The organism is Micromonospora sp. NPDC047548 (genome assembly GCF_040642975.1).
GTDB lineage: Bacteria > Actinomycetota > Actinomycetes > Mycobacteriales > Micromonosporaceae > Micromonospora.
In genome coordinates this window covers 288,074-310,173 of sequence record NZ_JBEYTI010000003.1, presented here as the reverse complement: position 1 = coordinate 310,173, position 22,100 = coordinate 288,074, and the positions used below count along the sequence as shown (strand labels likewise).

Annotated in this window: 26 protein-coding genes and 1 pseudogene; 12 read left to right on the top strand and 15 right to left on the bottom strand. The window is 72.9% G+C overall.

What is annotated here, in order from left to right; genetic code table 11:
• Positions 1-62: 62 nt before the first annotated feature.
• On the bottom strand, positions 63-680 hold the full coding sequence (locus ABZ807_RS04965; RefSeq protein WP_357152968.1) for an IS607 family transposase: 618 nt from the start codon (positions 678-680) through the stop codon (positions 63-65).
• A gap of 204 nt (positions 681-884) precedes the next feature.
• On the opposite strand from ABZ807_RS04965, the gene ABZ807_RS04960 reads away from it, so the two are divergent.
• Together ABZ807_RS04960 and ABZ807_RS04955 are read left to right on the top strand one after the other, a co-directional pair.
• Entirely contained in the window at positions 885-2,219 is a 1,335-nt protein-coding gene (locus ABZ807_RS04960; RefSeq protein ID WP_357153093.1) for a trypsin-like peptidase domain-containing protein, read from the top strand.
• Between the two features lie 74 nt (positions 2,220-2,293).
• On the top strand, positions 2,294-2,713 hold the full coding sequence (locus ABZ807_RS04955; RefSeq protein ID WP_357152966.1) for a preprotein translocase subunit TatB: 420 nt from the start codon (positions 2,294-2,296) through the stop codon (positions 2,711-2,713).
• A gap of 186 nt (positions 2,714-2,899) precedes the next feature.
• Here ABZ807_RS04955 and ABZ807_RS04950 read toward each other — a convergent pair whose 3' ends face one another.
• The 3 genes from ABZ807_RS04950 to ABZ807_RS04940 form a co-directional block, all read right to left on the bottom strand.
• Complete coding sequence (locus tag ABZ807_RS04950) at positions 2,900-4,048, bottom strand: Mrp/NBP35 family ATP-binding protein (RefSeq protein ID WP_357152963.1); 1,149 nt, start codon at positions 4,046-4,048, stop codon at positions 2,900-2,902.
• A gap of 130 nt (positions 4,049-4,178) precedes the next feature.
• The gene (locus tag ABZ807_RS04945) at positions 4,179-4,781 is read right to left on the bottom strand and encodes a DUF1003 domain-containing protein (RefSeq protein ID WP_357152960.1); all 603 of its coding nucleotides are present in this window, start codon (positions 4,779-4,781) and stop codon (positions 4,179-4,181) included.
• On the bottom strand, positions 4,774-6,060 hold the full coding sequence (locus ABZ807_RS04940) for a CBS domain-containing protein (RefSeq protein ID WP_357152957.1): 1,287 nt from the start codon (positions 6,058-6,060) through the stop codon (positions 4,774-4,776). The genes ABZ807_RS04945 and ABZ807_RS04940 overlap by 8 nt, the downstream gene beginning before the upstream one ends.
• Before the next feature lie 33 nt (positions 6,061-6,093).
• Between ABZ807_RS04940 and ABZ807_RS04935 the strand changes: the two genes are divergently transcribed.
• Both ABZ807_RS04935 and ABZ807_RS04930 read left to right on the top strand, forming a co-directional pair.
• Positions 6,094-6,963: a PhzF family phenazine biosynthesis protein gene (locus ABZ807_RS04935; RefSeq protein WP_357152954.1), complete on the top strand. Its 870-nt coding sequence runs from the start codon at positions 6,094-6,096 to the stop codon at positions 6,961-6,963.
• Between the two features lie 45 nt (positions 6,964-7,008).
• On the top strand, positions 7,009-7,524 hold the full coding sequence (locus ABZ807_RS04930) for a hypothetical protein (RefSeq protein WP_357152952.1): 516 nt from the start codon (positions 7,009-7,011) through the stop codon (positions 7,522-7,524).
• Between the two features lie 36 nt (positions 7,525-7,560).
• Here the strand turns inward: ABZ807_RS04930 and ABZ807_RS04925 are convergent, their stop codons facing one another.
• Positions 7,561-8,259, bottom strand: a complete 699-nt coding sequence (locus ABZ807_RS04925; protein ID WP_357152949.1) for an HAD family hydrolase — start codon at positions 8,257-8,259, stop codon at positions 7,561-7,563.
• Between the two features lie 105 nt (positions 8,260-8,364).
• Between ABZ807_RS04925 and ABZ807_RS04920 the strand changes: the two genes are divergently transcribed.
• Together ABZ807_RS04920 and ABZ807_RS04915 are read left to right on the top strand one after the other, a co-directional pair.
• The gene (locus ABZ807_RS04920) at positions 8,365-9,321 is read left to right on the top strand and encodes a DMT family transporter (protein WP_357152947.1); all 957 of its coding nucleotides are present in this window, start codon (positions 8,365-8,367) and stop codon (positions 9,319-9,321) included.
• A 131-nt stretch (positions 9,322-9,452) separates the two neighbouring features.
• On the top strand, positions 9,453-11,618 hold the full coding sequence (locus tag ABZ807_RS04915) for an APC family permease (RefSeq protein ID WP_357152944.1): 2,166 nt from the start codon (positions 9,453-9,455) through the stop codon (positions 11,616-11,618).
• Between the two features lie 3 nt (positions 11,619-11,621).
• Here the strand turns inward: ABZ807_RS04915 and ABZ807_RS04910 are convergent, their stop codons facing one another.
• Positions 11,622-11,762 carry a hypothetical protein gene (locus ABZ807_RS04910; protein WP_357152942.1) on the bottom strand — a complete coding sequence of 47 codons (141 nt, stop codon included), beginning with the start codon at positions 11,760-11,762 and terminating at the stop codon, positions 11,622-11,624.
• Positions 11,763-11,972: 210 nt separating this feature from the next.
• Positions 11,973-12,797: an SDR family NAD(P)-dependent oxidoreductase gene (locus ABZ807_RS04905; RefSeq protein WP_357152940.1), complete on the bottom strand. Its 825-nt coding sequence runs from the start codon at positions 12,795-12,797 to the stop codon at positions 11,973-11,975.
• 130 nt (positions 12,798-12,927) lie between these two features.
• Between ABZ807_RS04905 and ABZ807_RS04900 the strand changes: the two genes are divergently transcribed.
• Positions 12,928-13,884 carry a CoA ester lyase gene (locus ABZ807_RS04900; RefSeq protein ID WP_357152938.1) on the top strand — a complete coding sequence of 319 codons (957 nt, stop codon included), beginning with the start codon at positions 12,928-12,930 and terminating at the stop codon, positions 13,882-13,884.
• Positions 13,885-13,924: 40 nt separating this feature from the next.
• Here ABZ807_RS04900 and ABZ807_RS04895 read toward each other — a convergent pair whose 3' ends face one another.
• Positions 13,925-14,413, bottom strand: coding sequence for a DUF4190 domain-containing protein (locus tag ABZ807_RS04895; protein WP_357152935.1), 489 nt, complete (start codon positions 14,411-14,413; stop codon positions 13,925-13,927).
• Between the two features lie 112 nt (positions 14,414-14,525).
• On the opposite strand from ABZ807_RS04895, the gene ABZ807_RS04890 reads away from it, so the two are divergent.
• Entirely contained in the window at positions 14,526-15,431 is a 906-nt protein-coding gene (locus ABZ807_RS04890; protein WP_357152932.1) for an SDR family NAD(P)-dependent oxidoreductase, read from the top strand.
• 16 nt (positions 15,432-15,447) lie between these two features.
• Here the strand turns inward: ABZ807_RS04890 and ABZ807_RS04885 are convergent, their stop codons facing one another.
• Positions 15,448-15,888: a DUF4190 domain-containing protein gene (locus ABZ807_RS04885; RefSeq protein WP_357152929.1), complete on the bottom strand. Its 441-nt coding sequence runs from the start codon at positions 15,886-15,888 to the stop codon at positions 15,448-15,450.
• 177 nt (positions 15,889-16,065) lie between these two features.
• Between ABZ807_RS04885 and ABZ807_RS04880 the strand changes: the two genes are divergently transcribed.
• The gene (locus tag ABZ807_RS04880; protein WP_357152926.1) at positions 16,066-17,262 is read left to right on the top strand and encodes an acyl-CoA dehydrogenase family protein; all 1,197 of its coding nucleotides are present in this window, start codon (positions 16,066-16,068) and stop codon (positions 17,260-17,262) included.
• A gap of 17 nt (positions 17,263-17,279) precedes the next feature.
• Here ABZ807_RS04880 and ABZ807_RS04875 read toward each other — a convergent pair whose 3' ends face one another.
• The 4 genes and pseudogenes from ABZ807_RS04875 to ABZ807_RS04860 form a co-directional block, all read right to left on the bottom strand.
• On the bottom strand, positions 17,280-17,762 hold the full coding sequence (locus ABZ807_RS04875) for a hypothetical protein (protein ID WP_357152923.1): 483 nt from the start codon (positions 17,760-17,762) through the stop codon (positions 17,280-17,282).
• Positions 17,723-18,034, bottom strand: a complete 312-nt coding sequence (locus ABZ807_RS04870; RefSeq protein ID WP_357152921.1) for a hypothetical protein — start codon at positions 18,032-18,034, stop codon at positions 17,723-17,725. Before ABZ807_RS04870 ends, ABZ807_RS04875 begins: the two co-directional genes overlap by 40 nt.
• 204 nt (positions 18,035-18,238) lie before the next feature.
• Positions 18,239-18,376 (bottom strand): annotated as a pseudogene (locus tag ABZ807_RS04865) (CoA-binding protein); the annotation flags it as partial.
• A gap of 12 nt (positions 18,377-18,388) precedes the next feature.
• Positions 18,389-18,769 carry a YccF domain-containing protein gene (locus tag ABZ807_RS04860; RefSeq protein WP_357152918.1) on the bottom strand — a complete coding sequence of 127 codons (381 nt, stop codon included), beginning with the start codon at positions 18,767-18,769 and terminating at the stop codon, positions 18,389-18,391.
• Between the two features lie 9 nt (positions 18,770-18,778).
• On the opposite strand from ABZ807_RS04860, the gene ABZ807_RS04855 reads away from it, so the two are divergent.
• Together ABZ807_RS04855 and ABZ807_RS04850 are read left to right on the top strand one after the other, a co-directional pair.
• Positions 18,779-18,922 carry a hypothetical protein gene (locus ABZ807_RS04855; protein WP_357152915.1) on the top strand — a complete coding sequence of 48 codons (144 nt, stop codon included), beginning with the start codon at positions 18,779-18,781 and terminating at the stop codon, positions 18,920-18,922.
• 160 nt (positions 18,923-19,082) lie between these two features.
• Complete coding sequence (locus ABZ807_RS04850; protein ID WP_357152912.1) at positions 19,083-20,150, top strand: sporulation protein; 1,068 nt, start codon at positions 19,083-19,085, stop codon at positions 20,148-20,150.
• 163 nt (positions 20,151-20,313) lie between these two features.
• Here the strand turns inward: ABZ807_RS04850 and ABZ807_RS04845 are convergent, their stop codons facing one another.
• A complete protein-coding gene (locus tag ABZ807_RS04845; RefSeq protein WP_357152910.1) occupies positions 20,314-20,967 on the bottom strand; it encodes a hypothetical protein in 654 nt (217 codons plus the stop codon).
• Positions 20,968-21,054: 87 nt separating this feature from the next.
• Between ABZ807_RS04845 and ABZ807_RS04840 the strand changes: the two genes are divergently transcribed.
• Positions 21,055-21,678 carry a TetR family transcriptional regulator C-terminal domain-containing protein gene (locus ABZ807_RS04840; protein ID WP_357152907.1) on the top strand — a complete coding sequence of 208 codons (624 nt, stop codon included), beginning with the start codon at positions 21,055-21,057 and terminating at the stop codon, positions 21,676-21,678.
• Between the two features lie 9 nt (positions 21,679-21,687).
• Here ABZ807_RS04840 and ABZ807_RS04835 read toward each other — a convergent pair whose 3' ends face one another.
• Positions 21,688-22,095 carry a CoA-binding protein gene (locus ABZ807_RS04835; protein ID WP_357152905.1) on the bottom strand — a complete coding sequence of 136 codons (408 nt, stop codon included), beginning with the start codon at positions 22,093-22,095 and terminating at the stop codon, positions 21,688-21,690.
• Positions 22,096-22,100 lie beyond the last annotated feature (5 nt).

The following is a 22,100-nucleotide window of genomic DNA, read 5'->3' as shown; positions in this document are numbered from 1 at the left end:
CAGCAGGGCGCGGGCACACGCGGTACGGGAGGTCTCGCCCTCGGCCAGCGGCAGCCTCCGGCTCACCGGCCACCACCGTCCACGCACTGCCCGGACTCGGCAAGCAGGCGGCGCCGATTCTCCGCCGACCGCATCCCGTACATGCGCCCAGCGAAGATCGTGACCAACAAAACGAAGTCCTCCAGCAACTCCTCGCGTCCGCCGAGCTTTTTCGGATGCAGCACCTCCAGGGCAGCGCCGTGCACGCCCAGCAGACGCTTGAGCCAGCCGACACCGAACCGCGCGAGTCGGTCCTCATGCGTCACCCGGACCACGGTGATACTGCCATCAGCAACGGCTTGCAGCAGCCGGTCGAGACCAGGCCGATCCTCCCGCAAGCCCGAGGCCCGGTCACGGAAAACCTTGACGACCTCACCGGTGGAGGTGGCCCGTAACTCCTCCTCCTGCGCATCCAAAGAGGACTCCTGCCCACCGGAGCCGGAAACGCGCACGTACAGACCCTCCAGCCGCACACGCTCACCGCCCGTGGACACCTTCACAGCCTCCACATCGACCGAGGAGAAACGGCGTTCACGGCCAACCCACGTCACCGGAATCTTCCCCGAATCAGCCCAAAGACGAAGCGTCACGGGATGAACACCGAGACGCTTCGCAGCCTTTGAGAGTCGAAGAAGCTCCACTCGGCCACCATAGGATCACTACGGATCCTTAATCAAATCGGATAACCTAGAGGCGAGGTTTCTAGCCGCGCAGCCGCGCCGTCCGCCGATGACGATCACGCCCGGCAGAAGCTGATGCCATTCGGCCCATCCGTGCAATCCTGGAACCGGTATCCCTCGTTTCGCGACGGCTGCGGCACGCGGCACGGGGGACGCGGGGACGGACTGGGAGGCACCGACGTGACCGACGGCTGGGACTGGCGCCAGCCCCGTGGGACTCCGGCACCGGCGGGACCGCCGGCCGGGGCGACGCCGGTGGGGCCCCCGACGGCGCCGCCCGGCGCCACGGGCGGCACGACATCGCCCTGGTGGTCCGACGCGCTCGCCGACCCGTGGCGCGACCCGTACGCGCCGGCCGCCGTGGTGATCCCGGGCGCGCCCGCCGCCGGGCCCGCGCCGGAACCGGTGAGCGACCCGGACGCCCCGGGTCGGCCGAAGCTGCGCCAGCTGCTGCTCGTCCCGCTGATCACCGCCCTGCTCGCCGGATCCCTCGGCGGGGCCCTGGGATACGCCTTCGCGGTCCGCGGCGGCGCCGGTGGCGGGGTGACCCTCGGCGCCCGACCGGCCGAGGCGCCGGCGCTGGCCCAGCGTCGCCCCGAGTCGCTGGCCAGGGTCGCCGAGAAGGTCCTGCCCAGCGTGGTGACCGTACGGGTGGCCAGTCTGGGCGGGGTGAGCGAGGGTTCGGGCTTCATCGTCAGCGCCGACGGGCACGTGATCACCAACGACCATGTGGTCGCCGGCGCCACCGGCCGCGCCTCGGTGATCTTCAACGACGGCAGCACCGCGCCGGCCACCGTGGTCGGCCAGGACCCGGAGTCGGACATCGCGGTGATCAAGGTGAGCCGCACCGGGCTGCGCCCGGTGGAGTTCGGCGACTCCGAGGCGCTGGCGGTGGGCGACCCGGTGCTCGCCATCGGCTCGCCGCTCTCGCTGGCCAACACGGTCACCGCGGGCATCGTCAGCGCCCTGGACCGGACCATGCAGGCCGGGGAGCCCGGCGGCCCGGTGCGCTACTACGCGGCGATCCAGACCGACGCGGCGGTCAACCACGGCAACTCCGGCGGCCCGCTGGTGGATTCGGCCGGCCGGGTGATCGGGGTCAACTCCACGATCAAGTCGCTGGTCGCCGAGGGCCAGGAGGCGGGCAACATCGGGCTCGCCTTCGCCATCCCGATCAACCAGGCCAAGCGGATCACCCAGGACATCATCGGCACCGGCAAGGCCCGCCGTACGGTGATCGGCGCGCAGGTGGGCGGCGCTGGCACGGCCAGCGGCGCCGGCGTACGGCTGGCGGCCGTGCAGCCGTCCGGGCCGGCGGCCGACGCGGGACTGAAGGCCGGGGACGTGATCCTCAAGCTGAACGGCCGCCCGATGACCGAACCGACCGACCTGATCGCGCTGGTCCGCAAGTTCGCCCCGGGCTCGGTGGTGACGGTGGAGTACCGGCGCGGGTCGTCCCGGCAGAACACCTCCGTGACGCTCGCCGCAGACGCCAAGTGAGGACCGGTCACCCCCTCCCGGCCGGGCGCCTGACGTGCGTAGTCTTGCCTTGACGCCGACGAGGAGGCCCAGCATTGCTCGACAACCTGAACTGGTGGGAGATCGGTGCGCTGCTGCTCCTGGCGCTGCTGATCTTCGGTGACCGGCTGCCCAATGTCATCAACGACGGCCTGCGGATGGTCCGCAACCTGCGCGGCATGGCCCGCAACGCGACCGGCGACCTGAGCCGCGAGCTGGGCACCGACATCCAGCTGGAGGACCTGCACCCGAAGGCGTTCATCCGCAAGCACCTGCTCAGCGAGGAGGACGAGCAGGCGATCCGGAAGCCGTTGCAGGGCGTCTACGACAACCTGCGGGCGGACGTGACCGGCGTGCACAACGAGCTCAAGGACGTCGCCGACGCCGCCGACCCGCGCAAGGGCGGCCGCCCCGCCACCGCCACCGGCGGCGCCCCCGCCCCGGCCCCCCGCCCCAGCTACGACGACGCCACCTGACGCTCTCCTCCCGCCCCCCGCACCCCCCATCGCCCACCGCCTCCGAACCCCGGGGGCGATGGGCGCACGTTCAGAGAAAGATGGGCGCACTCTCAGAGAAAGAGTGGCCTTCCGCGTTCGGGAGGCCACTCTTTCTCTGAAAGCGTGCGGATCTTGCGGCGCGGGGCGCGGTGGGTGGGGCGGGGGTCAGCGGCCGGCGGGCTTGAGGCCCAGCGGCTTACCGAGCAGGGACTCCCGGCGTACGGCGAGGCGGTCGGCGACCTGAGCGAGGGCCTTCGAGGCCGGGGCGTCCGGCTCGGCCAGCACGATCGGGTTACCGGCGTCGCCGCCCTCGCGGACCCGGGTGTCGAGCGGGATCTGACCCAGCAGCGGCACCTGCGCGCCGATCGTCCGGCTCAGCGACTCGGCCACGGCCTGGCCGCCACCGGCGCCGAAGACCTCCATCCGCGAGCCGTCCGGCAGCTCCAACCAGGCCATGTTCTCGATGACGCCGACCACCCGCTGGTGGGTCTGCAGCGCGATCGCGCCGGCCCGCTCGGCCACCTCTGCGGCTGCGGCCTGCGGGGTGGTCACCACCAGGATCTCGGCGTTCGGCAGCAGTTGGGCCACCGAGATGGCGATGTCACCGGTGCCCGGGGGCAGGTCGAGCAGGAGGACGTCCAGGTCACCCCAGTAGACGTCGCCGAGGAACTGCTGCAGCGCCCGGTGCAGCATCGGGCCGCGCCACACCACGGCGGCGTTGCCCGGGGTGAACATGCCGATCGAGATCACCTTCACGCCGTGCGCCTGCGGCGGCATGATCATGTCCTCGACCCGGGTCGGGCGGCCGTCCGCGCCGAGCATCCGGGGCACCGAGTGGCCGTAGATGTCCGCGTCGACCACGCCGACCGAGAGGCCCCGGGCGGCCAGCGCGGCGGCCAGGTTGACCGTGACGCTGGACTTGCCGACGCCGCCCTTGCCGCTGGCCACCGCGTACACCCGGGTCCGGGAGCCGGGCTGGGCGAACGGGATCATCGGCTCCTCGGTGGCGGTGCCGCCGCGCAGCTTCGACTGGAGTGCCTGGCGCTGCTCGGGGCTCATCACGCCGAACTCGATCTCGACACCCGTCACGCCGGGGACCGCCCCCACGGCGGCGGTGATGTCGCTGCGCAGCTTGTCTTTCAGCGGGCAGCCGGCGACGGTGAGCAGCAGCTCGACGCGTACGACGCCGTCGTCGCCGGCCACGGCGGAGCGGACCATGCCCAGGTCCGTGATCGGCCGGCGGATCTCCGGGTCGTTGACGGTGGCCAGGGCTGCCTGGATCGCGTCGGAGATGGTGCTGACGGGAGCTGACATGCCCGCAATGCTACGTCGGCGGTGATCCGTCGCCGCCGCCAGCGGGGCCGGTGTGAGCGAATCGATGGGACGCCCGGCGGGCCGCCGCCGTGCGCGGCCCCAGCCCGAGCCGCCCCGGATCAACCGTGCGTCAGCCCTCCGGCCGGCCGTCCCGGGCGTGGTCGCCGTCCAGCTCGTCGCGGGGCTCGTCGAGCCCGTCCCCGTCCCGCCGGACGGCCTTCTCCTGCTGCCGACGTTCCAGCCGCTGCCGGCGGTGCGCCGCCTCGTCCAGCTCCTCGGCGAGCCGGGCCAGCTCGGAGCGGAGGAAGTCCCGCGTGGCCACCTCGCCCATCGCGATCCGCAGCGCGGCGATCTCCCGGGCCAGGTATTCCGTCTCGGCCTTCTGCATGGTCGCCCGCCGTCGGTCCTCCTCCAGCGCCACCCGGTCCCGGTCCGACTGCCGGTTCTGCGCGAGCAGGATCAGCGGCGCCGCGTAGGAGGCCTGGATGGAGAGCACCAGGGTGAGGAAGGTGAAGGTGTACGGGTCGAAGCGCAGGCTCGCCGGGGCGATGGTGTTCCAGGCGAACCAGGCCGCGATCACCAGCGTCATGTAGACGATGAAGTTCGCGGTGCCCATGCCCCGGGCGATGCCCTCGGACCACCGGCCGAAGGTTTCCTGGTCGATCCGGGGCAGCCGGACGCCCCGGGGTTCGCGCGGCTGGTCCAGCCGCTCGGCCCGCCGCTGCTCAGTCATCGGTGCGGTCCGGCTTCTCGTCGGCGGCGGCCGGGGCCACCAGGGGGTTCCGGTCCCGCCAGTCGCGCGGCAGCGAGTGGTCGAGCACGTCGTCGACGGTGACCGCGCCGACCAGCCGGTTGCTGCGGTCCACCACCGGCATCGCCACCAGGTCGTAGGTGGCCATCCGGCGGGTGATCTCCGGCAGCGGGGTGGTCGGCCGCAGCGGGTCGATGTCGTTGACCACCACCCCGCCGAGCAGGTCGGCCGGCGGCTCCCGGAGCAGCCGCTGGAAGTGCACCATGCCGAGGTACCGGCCGGTCGGCGTGGTCATCGGGGCGCGGGTCACGAACACCTGGGCCGCGATGGCCGGGGAGAGCTGCTCCTCCCGGATCCGGGCGAGCGCCTCCGCGACGGTGGCGTCCGGCGGCAGGATCACCGGCTCGGAGGTCATCACGCTGCCGGCCGTGCCGGAGGCGTAGCGCAGCAGCTGGCGTACCGGGTTGGCCTCGTCCGGCTCCATCAGGTCCAGCAGCATGTCCTGCTCCGGCGGGGGCAGCTCGTTGAGCAGGTCGGCGGCGTCGTCCGGGTCCATCTCCTCCAGCACGTCGGCGGCCCGCCTCCGGTCCAGCGCGGCGAGGATCTCCACCTGGTCGTGCTCGGGCAGTTCGCTGAGCACGTCGGCGAGGCGTTCGTCGTCCAGCCCCGCCGCGACCTCGTTGCGCCGCGCGTCGGGCAGGTCCTGCAGGGCGTTGGCCAGGTCGGCCGGGCGCATGTCCTCCAGCACCGCGAGCAGGTTCGCCGTACCCCGGTTGTCGGCGATCCCGCTCAGCCCGCGGACCCGGTCCCACTCGACCTGGTGCAGGTGGCCGCGGCGGCTGAGTCGGCCGGTCTGCTCGCGGACGGCGACCCGGGACAACGACCACTCGCCATTCCGGCTGCACTCCATCGCCACGTCGACCACCGTGCCCGGCTGGCCGCCCGGTTCGAGCTGGACCCGCCGGTCCAGCAGCTCCTGGAGCACCAGCAGCTCGTTGGGGCGCTTCTCGAAGCGGCGCAGGTTGAGGGTGCCGCTGCCGAGGACGACAGCGTCCGCTTCGATGGTGGTGATCCGGTTGATGGAGAGGAAGATCCGCCGGTGCATCGGCATCTCGGCGACCAGGCCCACCACCTCGGGCGGACGCTGGGCCGGCCGGATCCGGCCCACCGCGTCACGCACCCGACCCACCTGGTCACCGTTCGGGTCGAAGACGGCGACTCCGGCGAGCCGAGCGAGGTAGACCCGGTTCGGCGTGCTCACGGGCAACAGCCTAAGCGCCTAGTGTTTATCAACATGTCGACCTTGGCCTACGAGATCGTGGACGTCTTCACCGACCGCCCGTTCGCCGGCAACCCGCTGGCCGTGGTGTTCGGCGCCGAAGGGCTGGCCGCCGAACAGATGCAGGCACTCGCGCTGGAGTTCAACCTCTCCGAGACGGTGTTCGTGCTGCCGCCGACCCAGGTCGGCGCCACCTACCGGGCCCGGATCTTCACCCCGGCCGAGGAGCTGCCGTTCGCCGGGCATCCCAGCGTCGGCGCGGCGGTGACCGCCAGCCGGCGCGGAATGTTCGGTGTGGGCAGTATCACCCAGGAATGTGGCGCCGGGGTGCTGCCGATCGAGGTCAGCGCGACCGGGGCCACCCTGACCGGCGGCACACCGACTCTCGGGCCGGAGCTCGACCCCGAACCGCTGCTGGAGATGGCCGGTCTCACCGCCGACGACCACGCCGGCCCGCCGCCCCGGGTGGCCGGCTGCGGGCTGGAGTTCCCCTATCTTCCGGTCCGTCCGGACGCGGTGGCGCGCGCCACGGTCAACGCGGCGGCGGCGCAGCGGTACGGGGTGGAGCATGTCAGCGTCTTCTCCTGGGACGCCGACACGCAAACCGCGCACGCCCGTGTCTTCGTGCCCGGGCTCGGCGTGCCGGAGGACCCGGCCACCGGCTCAGCCGCCCTCGGCCTCGGCGTCTGGCTGGTCGCCAGCGGGCTGCTCCCCGGCGAGGGGCGCTCCGAGTACGCGGTCCGCCAGGGCATCGAGATGCACCGCCCGTCGGCCCTGGCCTGCACGGTCACCGCGGCCGACGGGGCGGCGGTCGGCGCCACCGTCTCCGGTCAGGTGATGGCGGTGGCCCGGGGCGAGATCCTGGTCCCACCGTTCGTCGGCTGAGCGGGAGCCGGTGACCGGACGCCCGACGTACGAGAGGATGCCGGTGTGACGGACGAGGTGGACGCCCCGCGGTCGACGCCGCTGGTCGACGAGGCGATGAAGAAGGCGGCCGTGGCCTGGGTTCGCGTCGGTGACGGCCCGGCGCTGGCGTTGTGGTGCGTACCGCTGGAGGGGTCGCTCTTCGTGGTCAGCGGGCCGGGCGAGCAGTCCGCGCCCGGGCTGGCCGAGGCGGCCGAGGCGCGGGTGACCCTGCGCGGCGACCACGGCGGGCGGATCGTGACCTGGCCGGCCCGGGTGACCCGGCTGACGCCGGGCACCGAGGCGTGGGAGACCTCCGCCCCGCTGGTGGCGGCGAAGCGGCTGAACGCCTCCGGCCCCACTGCGGACCTGGTGGCCCGCTGGGCGGCCGACGGCTGTGCGCTGACCCGGCTCGCCCCGGCGGGCGCCCCGGACGCCGGCGCGGACCTGCCGGCCGGGTCGCTGGCCGAGGTGCCGCGCGAGGCCCCCGTCGTGCGGGTCACCCGCAGGCCGTTCCGCCTGCACAAGGTCCGCCGCCGCTGAGCCGGGGCCGGGGCCGGGAACGGATCTCAGCCCGGCTCAGCAGCCCACCGGCACCGCGTCGACCAGCTTGACCACCTCGCTGAGCGAGCCGACGACCGGGCCGTGCCAGTCCTGCTCGGCGTCGAAGACCAGGTGCCCGGCCAGGTCGGGGGCGGCCAGCCGCACCGCGGTCAGCCCGGCCCGCTGCGCGCCGGTCAGCTCCCGGCTGCCGCCATCGCCGACGTAGAGGCAGTCCTCCGGCCGTACGCCGAGCCGCCGACAGGCGGCCAGGTAGAGCGTCGGGTCCGGCTTGCACCGGCCGACGTGGATGGAGAACACCCCCACGTCGAGCAGTGGGGCGACCGCCAGCTGCGGCAGGAACGCCGGCAGCTCGTGGGTGCAGTCGCTGACCACGCCGGTGCGGAAGCCCCGCAGGCGCAGCGCGGCGAGGGCCGGCACCGCGTCGTCGCGCAGCCGGGTGTCGGCGCGTACCGCCCGGTGCCGGGAGGCCACCGCCGCCCGGACGGCGGCGTCGGAGGGGTGTACGCCGGCCTGCGCGCAGACCCACCGCAGGGTCGCCTCGGCGTTGCCGTGCCGGCCGCTGGCCCGCTGGTAGAAGGTGCGGTCGAGCACCGCGGCGAGCGTGTCGACGGGGCAGCCGAGCAGCTCTGCGGTCGTCTGGTGGGCCGAGCCGCGCTGGACGCAGCGGGTCAGCGTGCCGAAGAAGTCGAACAGCACCGCGGGATACCTGGGCATGGGGGAGCGCCTCCGGACGTCGAGGGGTCGCCGGCGCGGACGCGCCCGATCGTAGCGGAATGCTGACGTTCCGTGGTGTCGGGTGCTGTGTGAGTATTGCCGTTCGTGTCCCCCACCCCGCACCGCCCGGCGGTCGACCCGCTGACTGTCGGCGTCCTCGCGCTCGCCGTCGCCGCCGTCTCCTCCTCCGCCCCGCTGGTCGCCTTCGCTGCGGCTCCGGCGCTGGCCATCGCGTTCTGGCGCAACCTGCTCTCGGTTGCCGTACTCGGCCCGTTCTCGCTGGCCCGCCGCCGCGCCGAGTTCCGGGCGCTGACCGTGGGGGCCGGCCGGCGGGAGGGCTGGTACTGCGTGTTCTCCGGAGTGGCGCTGGCCGCCCACTTCGCCACCTGGATGCCGAGCGCGCAGCTCACCTCGGTCGCCGCCGCCACCGCGCTGGGCGCCACCCAGCCGGTCTGGCAGGGGCTGATCGCCCGCTGGCAGGGCCGGCACCTGCCGTACGCGGTCTGGGCCGGCATCGCGGTGGCCGTCGCGGGCGCGGTGCTCGCCACCGGCGCGGACGTCGCCGTCTCCGGGCGGGCCTTCGCCGGGGACCTGCTGGCGATCACCGGCGGCCTGTTCGCCGCGGTCTACACCGCGTTCGGGGAGCGCGCCCGGGCCACCATCAGCACCACCACCTACACCACCATCTGCTATGGCGTCTGTGCGCTGATCCTGCTGGTGGTCTGCCTGGTCGGCGGGGTGCCACTGCGCGGGTACGACTCCGCCACCTGGCTGGCGATCCTCGGCCTGGTCGCCGGCGCCCAGCTGCTCGGGCACTCGATGTTCAACTACGCCCTGCGCCGCGTCTCGGCCACCACGGTCAGCGTGCTGATCCTGCTGGAGGCGCCCGGCGCCGCCCTGATCGGCTGGGTCTGGCTCGGCCAGCTGCCCCGCCCGCTCGCCCTGCCCGGGCTGGCCCTGTTGCTGGCCGGGGTGGCCGTGGTGGTGCTCGGCGGCGCCCGCACCGGCCGCCGCCCCGAACCGGCCCCGGTCCCCGCCGACGCCGCGCCGCCCGCCGGCTGACTCCGGGCCGGCTGCGTCCCGCCGAGGCAGCCCCACCCGTTGGCTGACCCGGTCGGCTCTTCGCGCGAGTACGCCGATTCCGCCGCCACGACCGCCGCCGGCACGTGAGAGTGCGGGGGGAGGTGGTGACGATGGCGCGGCGGCAGGGCGACGACGACGGGCCCGACAGCGGCACCCTCGTCACCCCGTTGGCCGAGTTCCCGCCGCTCGCTCCGGAGGAGCTGGGCACCCTGCGCCGGATCGGTGACCGTTGGCGCGCCGACCATCCCGGCGAGCTGCCGGTCGACCCGGCCCTCGGCCGGCACGCGGTACGTCCCGCCCCGACCCGCTTCGGCCGGCTGGCCCCGATCGCCATGTTCCGCCGGGACGAGCCGGACGAGCTGGTTGCCGCCCAACCGGCCAACCTGCCCGGCTCCCGCCTCGGCCGGGCGCTGACCCGGCTGCGCCGGGCCGTCCTCGGCCCGCCGCTGACCAGCACGGCGGTGCTCTACGAGCGGATGCGCAAGCTGGTGGCGCTGCCGGTGCTCTCCTCCGACCTGCTCAGTTCGGTGGCGTACGGGCCGGAGGCGATGCTGGGCGTGCTGGTGCTGGCCGGCGGCGGGGCGTTGGGGCTCTCCCTGCCGCTGGCCGCCGGGCTGGTCGTACTCATGATCGCCGTCGGCATCTCCTACCGGCAGACCATCCCCGCCTACCCGCACGGCGCCGGGTCGTACATCGTCGCCGGGGACAACCTGGGCGCCACGGCGGGGCTGACCGCCGCGGCCGGGCTGATGCTCGACTACGTGCTCACCGTGGCGGTGTCGGTGGCCGCGGGGGTGCACGCGGTCACTTCGGCGCTGCCCGGGCTGACACCGTTCACCGTGCCGCTCGGGGTGCTGGTGATCGCCGTGCTGCTCGCCGGCAACCTGCGTGGTATCCGTACCGCCGGCAACATCTTCGCCCTCCCCACCTACGCCTTCGTGGTTGCGCTGCTCGCGCTGCTCGTGGTCGGCTACCTGCGCGCGGCCGGGCGGGGGTTCGCGCCGGTGCCGCCGCCGGCGGTGCCGGCGGCCGAGGGACTCGGCCTGCTGCTGGTGCTACGGGCCTTCGCCTCGGGCGCGGTGTCGATGACCGGCATCGAGGCGGTGTCGAACGCGATCCCCGCGTTCCGCCCGCGGGAGTGGCGCAACGCCCGCACCACGTTGGCCTGGATGGTGGGGATGCTGGTGCTGCTCTTCGCCGCGCTCACCCTGCTGATCTACCTGGACGGCCTGGCGCCGACGTCCCAGCAGACCCTGCTCTCCCAGCTGGCCCGGCTCACCTTCCCCACCGGCCCCTGGTACGGCGTCATCCAGGCAGCCACCGCGCTGATCCTCCTGCTGGCGGCGAACACCGCCTTCAACGACTTCCCCCGGCTGCTCTTCTTCATGGCCCGGGTCGGCCACGCGCCCCGCCGCTTCCTGCACATGGGGGACCGGCTGGCGTTCAGCAACGGCCTGGTCGCGCTCGCCGGGACCGCCGCGCTGGTCTTCGTCGTGTTCGGCGGTCACACCGCGCAGCTGATTCCGCTCTACGCGGTCGGGGTGTTCCTCGCCTTCACCCTCTCCCAGGCCGGCATGGTGGAGCACTGGCGCCGCCATCGGGGGGCCGGGTGGCGACGGCGGCTGGCGATCAACGCGCTCGGCGCCACGCTCTCCGGCGTGGTGCTGGTCACCGCGGCGGTCGCGAAGTTCACCGAGGGCGCCTGGGTGGTGGTGGTCGCCGTGCCGCTGCTGGTGTTGCTCTTCCATTGGGTGCACCGGCACTACCGGAGCCTGGACGCCGCGCTGACCCTGCGCCCGCCGCCGGCCGCGCCACCGCGCGCCCCGCCGGCCGCCGCCGGGCCCACCGAGGGCGAGGAACTGCCCCAGCAGGTACGCCACCTGGTGGTGGTCCCGGTGGCCCGGCTCAACCGGGCCTCGCTGCGCGCCCTGGCGTACGCGGTGTCGCTGGGCCAGCCGACGCTGGCGGTGCACATCGCGCCGGAGGAGGCGGAGTCGGACCGGTTCCGGGAGCAGTGGCGGGCCTGGGGAGACCACGTGCGGCTGGAGGCCATCGTGTCGCCGTACCGGGCGGTGATCGGGCCGCTGGCGCACTACCTGGAGGCGCTGCACGACACCGCGCCGGAGCTGGTGCTCACCGTCATCGTGCCGGAGGTGGTACTGCGCCGGCGCTGGCACCGCCTGCTGCACAGCCGTACTGAACAGCGGCTGCGCCGGGCGTTGCGGGCGCTGCCGGGGGTGGTGGTCACCAGCGTCCCGGTGCACGTGGCGGAGTGACCGTCAGAGGAACTCCGCCGTCGGCACCAGCACCGCCATCTGCCCGGTGGACTCCACCAGCGGGGCGACCAGCTCGGGGCGCAGCCCCCAGCCCTCGGCCACCGCCCGCCGGCCGCTCACCAGCGCGCTCAGGTCGTCGAGCACCCACCCGAACCGGCGAGGGAACCCCGCGAGGGTCTCGGCGGCCAGTTCCTCGGCGGTGGGGCGTATCCAGGTCGCGTCGGGGTCGGGACCGGCCGGCGGCTCGCCGCGCCGGACCCGTTCGGCGACCCGCCGGTCGTCGTGGCCCGGCCTCGACCTCGTCGGCGGCCAGCTCGACCAGCGCCACCAGGCGCAGGCCGGCGTCGCGGTCGCTCACCCGTCGATGCCGACGGCCTTGGCGCTGGCCGTCCAGAGCCGCGCGGCGAGCTGCGGGTCGGCCGCCTTGCGCAGCGGCCGGCGCAGCCGACGATCGGCGTAGTAGGCGCCGTCGACCAGCCGGGACGGGTCCTGGTTGGCCAGCCAGACCAGCGTCTCCGCGCCCTTCTCGGGGCTGCGGAACGGCATGATCCGCATGCCGAGGGCGACCAGCCGACTGTCCGCGCCGAACCGGGTCCGCACCACGCCCGGGTGGAAGCAGTACGACCGGACGTCCGGCCAGCGCCGGGCCGCCTCGGCGGTGAACAGGATGTTCGCCTGCTTGCTGGTGCCGTACGCGCGGATCGGCCGGTATGGACGCAGCGTGGCGTTCAGGTCGTCGGGGTCGAGCACCCCGCTGCGGTGCGCGCCGGAGGCGGTCACCACCATCCGGCCGATCCGGTCGGCCAGCAGGTTGCTCAGCAGGAACGGGGCCAGGTGGTTGGCCTGCATGGAGAGCTCGAAGCCGTCCACGGTGGCGAGCGGCTCCAGCACGATCGCCCCGGCGTTGTTGGCCAGCACGTCGATCCGGTCGTACGCCGCCCGCAGCCGCTCGGCGAGCCCGCGTACGTCGTCGAGCACCGCGAAATCGGCGCGGAACAGTTCGGGACGCTCGCCGCAGGCTTCGCGTACCTGGTTGCCGGCGGCCTGTAGGCGGGCCGGGTCGCGCCCGACCAGCACGACCCGGTCGCCCCGGCGGGCCAGGGCCGTCGCGGCGGCCAGACCGATGCCGGAGCTGGCCCCGGTCACCACCACGGTCCGACGCCCAGTGAGATCTTCCACAGGTCCATTCACCCCGGTCACGGCACGAGGTTACCGTGGCGTCACAACGCCCTTTGGGATCGTTAAGTTCTCGTTCTCGTCATCCAGGTGGCGTCGGCCTGCCCGCCGGACGCTGGAAGGAGCGCATCCCATGGCCGCAGTCGGTCGTCCCCGCCGGTCCTGCCTCGCCGTGCCGGGATCCAGCGTCAAGATGCTCGGCAAGGCCCAGGGCCTCCCCGCCGACCAGGTCTTCCTCGACCTGGAGGACGCAGTCGCCCCACTGGCCAAGCCGGATGCCCGCAAGAACATCGTCGCCGCGCTCAACGAGGGCGACTGGGCCGGCAAGACCCGGGTGGTCCGGGTCAACGACCTGACCACGCCGTGGACCTACCGGGACGTCATCGAGGTGGTCGAGGGCGCCGGCGCGAACCTCGACTGCATCATGTTGCCGAAGGTGCAGAACGCCGCCCAGGTGCAGTGGCTGGACCTGACGCTGACCCAGATCGAGAAGACCCTGGGCCTGGAGGTCGGCCGGATCGGCATCGAGGCGCAGATCGAGAACGCCGCCGGCCTGGTCAACGTCGACGCCATCGCGGCCGCGTCACCCCGGGTGGAGACCATCATCTTCGGCCCGGCCGACTTCATGGCCTCGATCAACATGAAGTCGCTGGTGGTCGGCGCGCTCATCCCCGACTACCCCGGCGACCCCTACCACTACATCCTGATGCGGATCCTGATGGCCGCCCGGATGCACGACAAGCAGGCCATCGACGGCCCGTTCCTGCAGATCCGCGACGTCGATGCGTTCCGCGAGGTGGCCAAGCGTTCCGCGGCGCTCGGCTTCGACGGCAAATGGGTGCTGCACCCGGGCCAGGTCGACGCCGCCAACGAGGTCTACTCGCCGGCCCAGTCCGACTACGACCACGCCGAGCTGATCCTCGACGCGTACGAGCACTACACCTCGGAGGTCGGCGGCAGGCTCGGCGCGGTGATGCTCGGCGACGAGATGATCGACGAGGCGTCCCGCAAGATGGCCCTGGTGATCGCCGCCAAGGGCCGCGCGGCCGGTATGACCCGCACCTCCAGCTTCACCCCGCCTGCGGAGTGAACCGGCCGTGCCGCCCCGGTCGCCCGGGGCGGCACGACGGTCAGGAGTTGCTGGCGTCGGCGACCGCGAGCACGATGATCACGACGTAGAACGCGATGAGGAGCAGCAGCAGGCCGGTCAGGATCCAGCCGATGATGATGGCCGCCTTGGCCATGCCCTCGCCGCCCTCACCGGTCTCGCGGATCTGCTTCATGGCGACGTGGCCGAGGATCGCGCCGACCGGCGCGGTGATGCAGGACGCGAAGCCGACCAGCGAGAGCACCAGCGCGGCGATCGCCATGCCGTTGGTCTTCGCCGCCGGGTAGCCGGCCGCCGGGTACCCGGCCGCCGGGTAGCCGTATGCCGGGTAGGCGGGGGCCGCGTACGGGTCGACCGGCCCGGCCTGGGCCGGAACCGCGCCGGCGTACGGGTCGGCCGGGGCGTACGGGTCCGTGCCGGTCGGCTGGCCGGGAATCGGCTGGCTACTGACGGGCAGGGTCGGGTCGGCCGACGGGTCGTTCCAGCCGCCGGACGGTGGGGGATAGGTCATCAGGTCTCTCCGTCACGTGTGGGTGCGCCGTCAGGGTAGTCATGGCCGGACAAAACCGAGGTCCCCGTGGTGCCGCGTTGCCCGGGACGTCCCGAGCGGGCAGGATCTCGGCATGGCTATCGACGCGCGTGGCGCCGACCGTTCCGGCACCCGACCGAGGCGGGACGTGAGCCGTCCCGGGCTGGCCCGGCGCACCCGCGCCGTCGCCACCACCGGGCCGGACGACCAGGACGAGCCGGCCCCGGTGGCTGAGCCGGTCACCATGCGGTTGGACGGCCGGGTCGCCCTGGTCACCGGGGCGGGCAGCCCCGACGGCATCGGGTACGCGACCGCCCGCCGCCTGGCCGACCTGGGCGCCCGGGTGGCGATCGTCTCCACCACCCGACGGATCCACGAACGGGCCGGCGAGCTGGGCGTGACCGGGTTCGTCGCCGACCTCACCGACGAGTCGGAGGTCGGCGCGCTCGCCGACGCGGTGGCCGAGCAGCTCGGCGACGTCGAGGTGCTGGTCAACAACGCGGGCCTGGCCAGCCGGGCCAGCCCCGAGGTGCTGCGCCCGGTGGCCCAGCTCAGCTACGACGAGTGGCGCGGCGAGATCGATCGGAACCTGACCACCGCGTTCCTGTGCAGTCGCGCCTTCATCGGCGGCATGGCGGAGCGGGGCTGGGGGCGGATCGTCAACCTGGCGGCGACCGCCGGGCCGGTGAACGCGCTGCCCACCGAGGCGGCGTACGCGGCGGCCAAGGCCGGGGTGGTCGGGCTGACCCGGGCCCTGGCGATGGAGATGATCGCCGACGGGGTGACCGTGAACGCGGTGGCCCCGGGCACCATCTACACGGCGGCCTCGACGGTGGCCGAGATCAAGCAGGGGATGGGCACGCCAGTCGGCCGCCCCGGCACCCCCGACGAGGTGGCCGCTGCCATCACGTTCCTCTGCTCGCCGGCCGCCTCGTACATCACCGGCCAGATGCTGGTGGTGGACGGCGGCAACAGCGTCCGCGAGGCGCAGTTCCGCTGATGCCGCCGGGACCGGGTCACCGGTAGGAGCCGCCGCCGTTGGAGTTGGCCCAGGTGACGAGGGCGATCCAGCCGCAGCAGGCGAGCAGGCCGATCGCGGTGAAGACGTAGCTGAGGATCAGCCCCCAGGTGGCGAGCTGGTCGCCCTCCTCGCCGGTGCGCCGGATCTGCCGCTTCGCCAGGTGTCCCAGGACGATGCCGGCCGGGGCGAAGAGGAAGGCGAAGACCAGCGACAGGATCGCCATGGTGTTCGGTCCGCCGCCGCCCCGCGGCGGGCCGTACTGGCCGTACGGGCCCTGTGGCGGGTACGGCGGCTGCTGCCCCCACTGCTGGTGCGGTTGCTGCCCCCACTGCTGCTGCTCGGGCTGCTGGCCCCCCGGCGGTTGCCCGGTGGGCTGGCCCGGCTGCTCGTACGGCGACGGCGGTTGCTCCGGCTCGCCGGGTGGTGGATGACTCACGCCCGTTCGCCCCCTCCCCGCAGGTGACACCCGTCTCTTGCGGACGTTACCCGCAGCGGTGAACCTTTTCACAGCGGTTGTGTGGACTGGTCACCTTGGCCTCGACCCGTATCGGGGCCGATACTGACCGAGCGTTCAGTTACCCATGAGTAATGCGCCGATCCCCCGGAGGCTGAGATGGCCAGACTCGCCCAGACGCCCGGCCTGACCGACGTGCAGCGGTCGATCCTGGAAACCGTCCGGGAGTTCGCCGACAAGGAGATCATCCCGCACGCGCAGCGGCTGGAGCACGCCGACGAGTACCCGACCGACATCCTCGACGGGATGCGCGAGATGGGTCTCTTCGGGCTCACCATCGACGAGGAGTACGGCGGCCTGGGCGAGTCCCTGCTGACCTACGCCCTGGTGGTCGAGCAGCTGTCGCGCGGCTGGATGTCGATCTCCGGCATCGTCAACACCCACTTCATCGTGGCGTACCTGATCTCCCAGCACGGCTCGGCCGAGCAGAAGGCCCGACTGCTGCCGAAGATGGCCACCGGCGAGGTGCGCGGCGCGTTCTCGATGTCAGAACCGGAGACCGGCTCCGACGTCTCGGCGATCAAGTCGAAGGCGGTCCGCGACGGCGACAACTACGTCCTCAACGGCCAGAAGATGTGGCTGACCAACGGGGCGTACTCCTCGGTGGTGGCCACCCTGGTCAGGACCGACACCGGCGCCGACTCCGTCTACGCCAACATGAGCACCTTCCTGCTGGAGAAGGAGCCCGGCTTCGGCGAGACCGCCCCCGGCCTCACCATCCCCGGCAAGATCGACAAGATGGGCTACAAGGGCGTCGAGACCACCGAGATGGTGCTCGACGGCGTCACCGTTCCCGATTCCGCCATCCTCGGCGGCGCCGACAAGCTCGGCCGCGGCTTCTACCAGATGATGGACGGCATCGAGGTGGGCCGGGTCAACGTCGCCGCCCGCGCCTGCGGCATCTCCATCCGGGCCTTCGAGCTGGCCGTCGCGTACGCCCAGCAGCGCCACACCTTCGGCCAGCCGCTCGCCAAGCACCAGGCCATCGCCTTCAAGCTCGCCGAGATGGGCACCAAGATCGAGGCGGCCCACTCGCTGATGGTCAACGCGGCCCGGCTCAAGGACGCCGGCCAGCGCAACGACGTCGAGGCCGGCATGGCCAAGCTGCTCGCCTCGGAGTACTGCGCCGAGGTCGTCCAGGAGGCGTTCCGCATCCACGGCGGCTACGGCTACTCCAAGGAGTACGAGATCGAGCGGCTGATGCGGGAGGCCCCGTTCCTGCTCATCGGCGAGGGCACCTCGGAGATCCAGAAGACCATCATCTCCCGGGGCCTGCTCAAGGAGTACAAGCTCTGAGCTGAGGCGGGTGCCGGTCACCCGCCGGCCGGCTCGACCGCGGGCTCCGGCGCGGTGACCGGCAACCCGACCGCCAGCACCTCCGGCCGGGACCGGTAGTGCTCGATCGCGGTGATCAGCCGCTCCTCGGGCACCGCCGTGTCCCGGCCGCCGACCACCGGCGCCGGCTGAAGCGAGAGCCACTTCGCCGGCCGCAGTCGCACCCCGTCGACCCGCCCGTCCCGCTTGTGCGGACCGACCAGGTCGATGTTCGTCCAGTCGTACACCCGGCGGCCGTGCCGGATGCCACTCGCGGTGAGCGCAAGCCGGCCGGTGAACCGCGCTGCGCCGTACGCGAAACACCCGACGATCGCCGCGACGCCGACCAGCAGCACCGGCCGCGCGACGTCGGCCCACAGCTGGTCGTCGGGGAGCATGAGGATCAGCCCCGCCCCGCTCGCGGTCGCCACCAGCATGTCCGTCACCAGGTCGACCCAGCCCGCGAGAGAACGTCGTGCCACCAGACCGGGCTCCACCCCGTCCCGGCCCGCCACCCGCATCCGCCACACCAGGCGGCCGTCGCGCCGTGGCCACCACCGCCTCGCCAGCAGATGCGCGCGCCGGTGACCACCCAGAGGAGGCAGCTGGCGTCCAGGGAGCCGTCGATCGGTAGCCGGAGCAGGCCGGCGGCCACCGGCGCCGCCACCGCCGCAGCGACCGCCAGGGCGAGCAGCCGGCGCGCCCAGAGTCCGTCACCGATCAACGGCACGCGGACCGCCCGCAGCAGAGGCATGGCCACAGGGTAGGGCCCGCCGGGCCAGCACGACCGCCTCGGTTTCGACGTGCGCCGTGCCTGGCTGCCGGTAGGGGCGTCGCTGTGGAGCTGACGTCGTGAACGACTCACCGTGTCCTTCGGACGAGGTCGGCGGTCTTGCCCCCGAGATCGTCGCAACGAGGCCGCTCGGGCATCGGCGACTGCGCCGATCGGCCGCCGCGCTCAGCCGAGCCGGGTGAGGCCGCCTGCGGCACGTTCCACGATCAGACACTGGTCCTCGACGTAGTCCATGCCGGCCTCCTCGGCGATCCGCCGCGCCTGCGCTGAGGCGATGCCCAGTTGCAGCCACATCGTCGGTGCTGCTCCGACACCTCACGGTGCATCAATGACCTCGCGTCCGAGGGGCCAGAACGCGGCCGGTACGAGTTTGAAGTTCGCGATGCCGAACGGGATCCCGATGATCGTGAGGCAGAGCGCGACGCCGGCGATGATGTGGGACAGAGCCAGCCACCAGCCTGCCAGCACCACCCACAGCACGTTGGCCAGCCCGGAGGCGAGTCCCGCGCCTGGCTTGGGCACGAGGGTGCGGCCGAAGGGCCACAGCGAGTAGACGGCGAGGCGAAGGGACGCGACCCCGAACGGGATCGTGACGATCAGGATGAAGCAGATGAGCGCGGCGGCGCCGTAGCCGATTGCGAGGACGAGGCCGCCGCCGAAGATGAGCCAGAGCGCGTTCAGCACGAAGCGAATCACTCGTCCAGCATGAGCGACGCCCGCCACCGCTGGCCTGCCGGCGATGATGTGGTGCTGCCGCCCTGGTGGATGCTGCTCGTCGATTCCGGCCGCACCGCTGACGGGGCCGACCGCCGCGCCAACGCGAACACAACAATGCCTCGCGGTGACTGAGTGAACGCACTCAGCTACTTTTCAGGTTGCGTCGCTAGGTTTTCGACCGACGGCATCCATTATGGACGCCGTTAATTTCGTTGCGACGCAAGGGGTTCGGGGTGGAAGTCCCACGCCCAGCCTGGTGTCGTGCGTCCGATGGCTGTCGAGGGAGACGTTCGTGGTGTTCAAGAAGATGCTGGGCGCGTTCGGGGTGGGCGGTCCCGGCGTCGACGCGGTCCTGTCCAATCCGAACACCCGCCCAGGGTTGACGCTGGGCGGGCAGGTGAACCTGACCGGCGGCAGCCACGATGTGGCGATCGACGACATCATCGTCAGCCTCGTCACCCGGGTGGAGATGGAGGGTGCGGCGGAGGAGTACGACGCCTTCGTCGAGTTCCACCGCGTCCAGGTCGCCGGTGGCCTGCACCTGCGCGAGGGGCAGCACCTGTCGCTGCCGTTCCAGATCCCGGTCCCGTGGGAGACCCCGGTGACCAGCGTGTACGGGCAGCACCTGCACGGCATGACCATGGGCCTGCGCACCGAGGTGGCCGTCCGCGGCGCGGTCGACAAGGGCGACCTCGACCCCGTGTACGTGCACCCCCTGCCGGTGCAGGAGCGCATCCTGGAGGCGTTCGGCCGGCTCGGCTTTCACTTCAAGGGCGCCGACCTCGAGCGCGGGCACATCTCCGGCCTGCACCAACGCCTGCCGTTCTACCAGGAGATCGAATACTTCGCGGCGCCGCAGTACGCCCACGGCGTCAACGAGGTCGAGCTGACCTTCGTCGCGAACGAGCACGGCGTGGACATCGTCCTGGAGTTCGACAAGCGCGGCATGTCCACCGGCGGCCACGACTCCATCGGCCGGTACCACGCCGCCCACGCCGACGCCGACCGCGTCGACTGGGCCGCCGGGGTCGACACCTGGGTCCGCCAGGCCCTCGACCAGCACCAGAGCCTGCGCGCCGGCCACGGCTACGGCCAGCCCACCTACGGCCAGCCCGTGCACGGCTACGGTACGCCCGGCGGATATCCGCCGCCCCCACCTCAGTCCGGATACGGCCACGCCACCTACGGCCACCACGGCGGCCACTACGAGGAGCACCACGAGCGACGCGGCCCCAGCATGGGTGCCGTGGCCGCGGGCGTGGTCGGCGGCGCGGCGCTCGGCTTCGCCGGCGGCATGATCGTCGATGAGGTCTTCGACTCCTTCGGCGACGACGAGGAAGGCGGCGACGACGAGGGCTGAGCCCCACCGCCCCACCGCCCCACCGCCCCACCGCCCCACCGCCCCACCGCCCCACCGCCCCACCGCCCCACCGCCCCACCGCCCCACCGCCCCGCCGGCCAGGCCCGTGGCCGCCGGGCGTCCGCGGGGCGCCCCACGGGATGGCGGGTCGTTTGGCCTGCTCCTAGCCGGAGATGCCGACCCCGAGGTGTCGGCGGGCCAGGGCGACCAGCGCGTCCGGGTCGTCGGCGTAGAGGCGGATCTCGCTGACCGGTGCGCTCGGGCCCTTCGGCAGTGCAACGGTGAGCGGCTCGCGGAGCACGACGTCGACGCTGGTCTGGCCGCCGGTGGCGACATGCAGGATCGGCCCGGCGTCGCCCTGCTCGACCTGGACGGTTCGGCTGGACGGCAGCGAGCGGTAGCGGGCCGCGACGGCGGCGACGGCCGTCCAGGGCAGCGCGATGTCGACCGAGGCGCCGTTGCGGACGCGCAGCCCGTCGGCGTCGAGGACGTGTGGGTGGACCCGCAGGCTGGCGAAGAGGCCGATCATCCAGAGCAGGCCCCAGATCCCGAGCCCGAGCACGACCTGCCGTACCCACTGCCACGGCACGGTGCGGCTGAGGATCAGGTCGAAGATGGGGACCTCGATCGCGGAGAGGCCGATGAAGACGCCCAGGATCGGCTTCACCACCCCCACGTAGCTGAACGCCTCCGCTCCCGGGGACAGCATGAGAGGCCGGCGCAGCAGCCAGCGGTGGAGGCTGCGCCACATGCCGATCTCGTACGCGACCGCGCGGCGCAGCAGCACGAGTACGGCCGGCCGGTTGTGCTTCCGCATGATCGCCCGCCCTCCACCGTTTTAGCAATGCAGTTGCACTGTAAGCGGCGACTCCGTGACGTGTCAATGCAGTCGCATTGTGAAAGCATGGAGCCCATGCCGAAGCGGGTGGACCACCGGGAGCGCCGCACCCTCATCGCCGACGCCCTGATGCGGGTGGCCGGGGAGCACGGGCTGGAAGCCGTCAGCCTCCGACACGTGGCGGCCGAGGCCGGGGTCTCCGCCGGGATGGTGCAGCACTACTTCCGGACCAAGGACGAGATGATGGCCTTCGCGCTGTCGGTCGTCCGCGAGCACAACGAGGCTCGGGTGACCGCGGCCGTCACCGCGCTCGGCGTGACCCCCGCCCCGCGTGCTCTCCTGCGGACCATGCTCGGCGAGCTGCTGCCCCTTGACGCCCCCCGGCGGGCGGACGGCCGGGTCGGCTTGGCGTTCCTGGCCTACACCGCCGTACGCCCCGCCGTCGCCGCCGCCCTGCACCAGGACACCGCCGGGCTGCTGGCCTTCATCGCCGGCCAGGTCCGGGCCGCGCAGGCGGCGGGCGCGGCCCGCCACGACGTCGACCCGGACCGCGCGGCGGTGGGCCTGCTGGCGCTCATGGAAGGGCTCGGCGTATACCTGCTCGGCGGGCACTTCCCGCCGGAGACCGCGCTCGCCGCGCTCGACGCCCAGCTCGACCTGATCTTCGGACCCGACGGGCCGGTGGGCTGAACCGGCCGCTCAGCCCAGCCGGGTCAGGCCGGCCGCGGCCCGCTCCACGATCAGGCAGCGGTCCTCGACGTAGTCCATGCCGGCCTCCTCGGCGATCCGCCGCGCCTGCGCCGAGACGATGCCCAGTTGCAGCCAGACCGCCGACGCGCCGATCGCCGCCGCATCCCGGACCACCTGCACGGCGTCCTCCGCCGGCCGGAACACGTCCACCAGGTCGACCGGGTGCGGGATGTCGGCCAGCGACGGGTACGCCTGCTCGCCGAAGAGCTCGTCCACCGTCGGGTTGACCGGGATGATCCGCCAGCCGTACCGCTGCATCTGCAACGGCACGCTGTGCGCGGCCTTGCGCGGGTCGCGGGACGCGCCCACGACGGCGATCACGGCCGAGTCGGTGAGGATCTGCTGAGCGGTACGCACCCGCC